Annotated in this window: 5 protein-coding genes; 4 read left to right on the forward strand and 1 reads right to left on the reverse strand. The window is 59.2% G+C overall.

Annotated features, from left to right (window positions below):
- The first annotated feature begins 70 nt into the window (after positions 1-70).
- Complete coding sequence (locus VM054_11560; protein ID HUT99695.1) at positions 71-577, forward strand: cyclic nucleotide-binding domain-containing protein; 507 nt, start codon at positions 71-73, stop codon at positions 575-577.
- Positions 578-632: 55 nt separating this feature from the next.
- Complete coding sequence (locus VM054_11565) at positions 633-1,487, forward strand: 3-hydroxybutyryl-CoA dehydrogenase (protein ID HUT99696.1); 855 nt, start codon at positions 633-635, stop codon at positions 1,485-1,487.
- Positions 1,488-1,573: 86 nt separating this feature from the next.
- Here the strand turns inward: VM054_11565 and VM054_11570 are convergent, their stop codons facing one another.
- The gene (locus tag VM054_11570; GenBank protein ID HUT99697.1) at positions 1,574-1,969 is read right to left on the reverse strand and encodes a hypothetical protein; all 396 of its coding nucleotides are present in this window, start codon (positions 1,967-1,969) and stop codon (positions 1,574-1,576) included.
- Positions 1,970-2,167: 198 nt separating this feature from the next.
- Here VM054_11570 and VM054_11575 point away from each other — a divergent pair, with 198 nt between their 5' ends.
- Both VM054_11575 and VM054_11580 read left to right on the forward strand, forming a co-directional pair.
- Positions 2,168-4,324 carry a T9SS type A sorting domain-containing protein gene (locus VM054_11575; GenBank protein HUT99698.1) on the forward strand — a complete coding sequence of 719 codons (2,157 nt, stop codon included), beginning with the start codon at positions 2,168-2,170 and terminating at the stop codon, positions 4,322-4,324.
- A gap of 105 nt (positions 4,325-4,429) precedes the next feature.
- On the forward strand, positions 4,430-6,146 hold a 1,717-nt coding region (locus tag VM054_11580), incomplete at its 3' end, for a VCBS repeat-containing protein (protein HUT99699.1).

Genomic DNA, 6,146 nt, shown 5'->3' on the forward strand with positions numbered 1-6,146 from the left:
GCGAGGTCAAGGGGTGCCAAAGGGCGCTCTTTTTGTTATGATTCTGTCGCTTAAACCTGCGGGGGATTCCATGAACGCCATAGACGCCCTGAAAAAGTTCCAGTTCTTTGAATCCTTGGAGGAGCAGGAGCTCTGCTTCCTGTCGGAGCACCTCCAGCGCGAGCGGTTCACCGCCGGTCAGCGCATCGTCGAGGAGAACATGGCCGGCAAGGGGCTCTATTTAATCGTCGAGGGCGAGGTCCGGGTCATCAAGGAGCGGCCCGAGACCGACCCCCTCATCCTGGCCGTGCTGCGGCCCGGCGACTTTTTCGGCGAGATGAGCCTCTTCGACGGCGGGCCCCACTCGGCCCCCGTCGTGGCCGGCTCCGACACCGAGCTCCTGACCCTGGGGCGTGACGACTTCCTGAAGCTCATGGAGACCGACCCCATCGCGTCCTTGAAAATCACCGTGCGGGTGGTCAAGGTCATATCCTTCCGCCTGCGCACCGCCAACGAGAAGCTCCTCGCCGCCTCGCCCAAGGACGCCAAGCCGCTCTTCGGCTACTTTTCCGAGTACGACGAGTCCGCCGGTATCTGACGGGCTCGCGTCGTTCCCCTTTTCCACAAGAAACACCAACCCATTGGAGCAGCCCATGAGCATCAAGAAAATCGCCGTCATCGGCGCCGGGACGATGGGCAACGGCATCGCCCACGTCGCCGCCCAGAGCGGCTACGACGTCGTTATGGTGGACACGAGCGACGACATGGTAACCAGAGGCCTGGCCTCCATAACAAAGAACCTGGACCGCATGGTGAAGAAGGAGAAGATAACCGAGGCCGACAAGCAGGCCACCCTCGGGCACATCAAGGGTTCCACGAACCTGGGGGACTGCGCCGGCGCCGACCTGGTCATCGAGGCCATCTTCGAGGACCGGGGCGTCAAGAAGGACCTCTACGCCAAGCTGGAGGGGGTCTGCGGCCCTGATACCCTCTTCGCCAGCAACACCTCCACCATCCCCATCACCGAGCTGGCCGGCTACACCAAGCGCCCGGCAAAGTTCATCGGCATGCACTTCATGAACCCCGTACCCATGATGAAGCTGGTCGAGGTCATCCGCGGCCTGGACACCGACGACGGGACCCTGGGCGCCGTCGTCGAGCTCGCCAAAAAGCTCGGCAAGGAGCCCATCGAGGTCAACGACTTCCCCGGCTTCGTCTCCAACCGCATCCTGTTGCCGATGATCAACGAGGCGGTGTACGCCGTCATGGAGGGCGTGGCCACCCCCGAGGCGATTGACGGCGTGATGCGGCTGGGGATGAACCACCCCATGGGACCGTTGGCCCTGGCCGACCTCATCGGCCTGGACGTCTGCCTGGACATCATGGAGGTTCTCCACGAGGGGCTGGGCGATTCCAAGTACCGCCCCTGCCCGCTGCTGCGCAAGATGGTGGCCGCCGGCCGCCTGGGCCGCAAGTCCGGCAAGGGGTTCTACGATTACAGCCAGTGAGCCGGGTCAGAAGTGATTAAAAAAAGGCGGGGTTGTTCCCCGCCTAATCTTTTCTCAGGATGTGTCAGTAAATTTAGTCTGCCCCCCTAGTACAAATGAATATCCGCATGAACCGGTCCTTGCAGCGGAAAACCAAATCGTGTTTCTCCGGTTTTTAAGTCGTTTGTGCAGTCAACCTTGCCGAACCAACCAGAGGGCCAGCCGTACAACAGGGGGTCGAACTCGTAGTAGCCATACTTGTCGGTGCTTACGTTGTCGATGTCAATCCAGTCGTCCTCTTCCGACTCCCTTTTGCAAACGAACACCGGGGCCCCTTTCACTGGGATCTTTGTACCGCCCTCATAGACTATTCCGTACACCTTGTCCGCGTCGTGGGCCAGCGGTTTTACCTCGTCGCCCGTAGAGACGGCGTCGGAGCAGGCCACCAGGGAGGCTACGCCGGCGGCGATAACGGCGAGAAGCACTATGTACAGCGTTTTCATCACGTTCTCCATTTCTGGCGTGAATTGTACTTTCAGGGAAACCCTGAGTATTTATTAGCCCAAACATTCATGCCTGTCAAGACCCGGTAGCGGATAAATGTGACTTTCTTGCAAGAAATTTTCGTGCAAGCCTTGACGCTTGATTATTTCTGGGTTATATTACTTACGTCTAGGGAGAGTAAAACAGGTGGTTGTATCATGAAAGCCTTTCATCCAACGGTAATCCTCCTGGTCCTGGCGTCTGTCTCCTCGGCCGGCGAGTGGCGCATCGAGGCCGTGGACTCGTCGAGATGCACATTCATGTACACCTCCCTGATTATGGATTCCTTCGACTACCCACATATCTCATATTTTAATGATACTGAGAAGAACTTAAAATACGCACGCTGGGACGGCTCGAGCTGGCGCATCGAGACGGTGGACTCGACGGATAACGTGGGTAAATTCACCTCCCTAGCACTGGACTCCTCCGACCACCCCCGCATCTCCTACTACGACGACACCAACGACGACCTGAAGTACGCCTCCTGGGACGGGGCGCAGTGGAACCTGGAGACGGTGGACTCGACTGATGACGTGGGTAAATACACCTCCCTGGAGTTGGACTCCTCCGATTACCCCCACATTTCGTATTACGATGAATTCAACGGTGAACTGAAATACGCTCGGTGGGACGGCGCCGCTTGGCAGATAGAGACGGTAGACTCGGAGGGTGACGTAGGCAGCTTCTCCTCCTCGACGCTGGACTCCTCCGACTACCCACATATCTCGTATTGCGACACGGATAACGATTACTTGAAGTACGCCCGCTGGGACGGCTCGAGCTGGCAAATTGAGACCGTGGACACAGAGGGTATTAGTTACTACATCTCCCTGGCACTGGACGACTCCGACTACCCCCACATATCTTATTGTGATTACACAAACGGTAATCTCAAATACGCCCACTGGAATGGTGCTGCCTGGCAGATAGAGACCCTGGACTCGGGGGAGTGTTGCTTCTCCTCCCTGGCGCTGGACGACTCCGGTTACCCCCACATCTCTTATAGTGATTTCGATAGCCGGAATCTCAAATACGCACGCTGGGATGGCGCCGAATGGCAGATCGAGACCGTGGACTCGGAGGGGGACGTGGGCCGGTACCCCTCCCTTGCGCTGGACTCTTCCGACTACCCAAGCATCGCGTATTTCGATTTAACAAACCATACTCTTAAATTCGCATGGTACTCCCTTTACAACTTTCACTTGCAGAAACCTGAATTTGCTGAGGACGTCGAGACGGCGACGCCGCTGTTGGACTGGGAGGACTCCCCCGACCCCGACCTCGAGAGTTACACCCTGAGGTGGGGGACCGATTACTACTTCGAAACCTACAACGAGGTGACCGGCATCCCCGAATCCGAGTATACGATACTGGGCGGAATCGAGGACGGGGACCGCATATACTGGCGGGTTAAATCGGTTGACGAGGGGGGCGGCGAGAACTGGGCCGTCGAGATGGACTGGTACTTCTACGCGGAGCTCTTCCACCTCCTGAGCCCCGAAAAAGGCGATGTCGTGTACGCCTTTCCCCTGACCTTCGACTGGCAGGACCAAGAGATACCCGGCCTGGAATCGTACACCCTCTGGTGGGGGACAGACCCGGACTTTTTAACTTACAACGAGGTCACGGATATTGGCGAATCGGAGTATACGATAACGGGGGGCATCGAGGACGGGGCACGCGTCTGGTGGCGGGTGAAATCACTGGACTCGGAGGGCGGGGAGTACTGGGCCGAGGAGTTGGACTGGTACTTCGATGTTGACCTGGGCGGTGGGATTGATCTTGCCGATTTCGGCGCGGGCTCGACCGACGAGGGCGTTTTGGTCAACTGGCGCCTCTCGGGCGGGGAACCGGCCGGGGTGCGCGTCCTGCGGGGCATCGGTGAGCCGGAGATGATTTCCGGCAATCTGCCCGGCGATTCGTCGAGATACCTGGACCGGGACGTGGAGGCCGGCGGGAGTTACACCTACTGGCTGGAGGTCATTGACGCGGAAGGCGTGGTCAGCCGCTTCGGGCCGACAGAGGCGGTCTCGGTCCCCGAGGAAACGTTTACTCTCGTTCTCTACGCCGCCTATCCCAGCCCGTCGCGGGACACCGTCAACTTAGTCTACTCCCTGCCCGCCGACGGCCGCGTCGTGCTATCGGTTTACGATTTATCGGGCCGGAGGATTGCGACGCCGGTTGACTCGGAGCTGACCGCCGGCCGTCACGAGGTTTCCTGGTCCTGCGGCGACATGCCCTCCGGCGTCTACCTCTACCGCCTGGAAACGAGCGCGGGCTCGCTGACCGAACGACTCGTAATCAGCCGTTAGGCTCGATTTATCTGGAGAAAAGAAAAGGTGTGCCAAGCATCTTTTCTTTTAGTAATTTTCGTGCTATGTTGTTTTGCGTGTAAAGGTATTATCAGAGGAGGAACCATGAGACGTGTTGGCTTAACTTTGTTTATCCTTGTGGGGCTGATTTTCTCCACATCCGCGCTCGAGACCTCGCAGACCGACTGGTCCGGCGGAGACGGCGTGCTCGGTCCGGTGACCGACTGGGGCAATACGTTCAGCGCCTCCTGGACGATGAACTGGAGTAGGCCGGGTTACCTCAGCCCAACCTGCAACCCCAGTAAGTTCCTGGTGTCCGATGCCGCCAATGGCGTCGTTTTCGTCCTTTTCGTCGATATTGACGAAGACGAAGATTTAGACATCCTTTCCGCGTCCGAGTTCGCGGGTGTCGTGCTCTGGTGGGAGAACGTGGACGGAGCGGGTACGTCGTGGACGGAGAACACCATTCTAAGCGACTATTCAGGAGTTCAGCACCTGGACGTGGCTGATGTGGATGACGACGGCGACTTGGACGTATTCTGCGCCATTACCCTCCAGTTCAGCGGGTCGGTGAAATGGATAGAAAACGCGGACGGCGCGGGGACCACTTGGACTAATCACTCGATCGGGGGATTGGGGGCCGGTACGTCGGTTTCCGCGGCGGATGTGGACGGCGACGATGACGTGGACGTCTTCGTCACCGACGGCAAGAATAACACCGTCTACTGGTTCTCCAACGACAACGGCGACGGCTCGGCCTGGACCTCAAACACAATCGACGCCGATTTCACCGGGGCCGAGCACGTCTATGCCGCCGACGTGGACGGGGACAACGATTTAGACGTCGTGGCCGCGGCCAAGACCCTCAACGAGGTGGCCTGGTACTCCAACGACGACGGCGCGGGCACCGCCTGGACGAAGCACACCCTGACCGCCGATTTCGAGGGCGCCAGCGCGGTATACGCGGCCGACATGGACGGGGATTCCGATATGGATATCCTTGCCACGGCGCTCGTCGGAGACAAGCTCGCCTGGTGGTCCAACGACAGTGGCGACGGCTCCGCGTGGACGGAACATGCCGTTTCCGACGACTTCAACGGAGCCAACGCGATCCTGGCCGTTGACATGGATAGCGATTCGGATAACGATATCGTCGCCTGCGGCATCGGCGGCAACACGGTCGTCTGGTGGGAGAACACCGACGGTAGCGGTTTGAGTCTGGTTGAGTACGTTCAGACCGATGACTTCCGGGGGGCCTGGTACGTCAGCGCCGGTGACGTCAGCGGTGACGGGTTGTGTGACATCGTCAGCGGCGCCGGTTTCGATAACGAGATCGCCTGGTGGAATCCCTTCGTTTACAACGAATCGGGCAGACTGAACTCCTCGATCCTGGACGTGACGGACGAGACCGAGATGGGCTGGCTTCTCTGGAGCGCGGCCACGCCGAGCGATACGAGCGTCGTGATGTCAATTCGGCTCTCGGACGACTCTGGCAGCATGGGCTCGTGGATGGACGTTGACTGGGGCGCCGACCTGGGCGATGTGTACCCGATGATGCGGGGCTACCTGCAGTACCGGGTGGATCTAATCACTACCAACCCCAATGTTGCCCCCACCCTGGCGTCTATTGATGTCTGCCCGTACTTCCACCTTGTGAGCCCGGCTGGCGGTTCGGTGGTTGACACGCTGACGCCGACGCTCGACTGGGACGACACGGTGGTTCCGGACTTCGACACCTTCACTTTGTGGTGGGGCACGGACTCGACCTTCGGCACTTACGCCGAGGTGGCGAACCTCGCGGACTCCACCTATCGGATAACCG

The organism is bacterium (assembly GCA_035528375.1).
Taxonomy (GTDB): domain Bacteria; phylum RBG-13-66-14; class RBG-13-66-14; order RBG-13-66-14; family RBG-13-66-14; genus RBG-13-66-14.

What these genes read in the sequence shown, in the direction of transcription:
- VM054_11560 (HUT99695.1), top strand. Translation starts at nt 71, where the DNA reads ATGAACGCCATAGACGCCCTGAAAAAGTTCCAGTTCTTTGAATCCTTG.
- VM054_11565 (HUT99696.1), top strand. Translation starts at nt 633, where the DNA reads ATGAGCATCAAGAAAATCGCCGTCATCGGCGCCGGGACGATGGGCAAC.
- VM054_11570 (HUT99697.1), bottom strand. Translation starts at nt 1,969, where the DNA reads ATGAAAACGCTGTACATAGTGCTTCTCGCCGTTATCGCCGCCGGCGTA.
- VM054_11575 (HUT99698.1), top strand. Translation starts at nt 2,168, where the DNA reads ATGAAAGCCTTTCATCCAACGGTAATCCTCCTGGTCCTGGCGTCTGTC.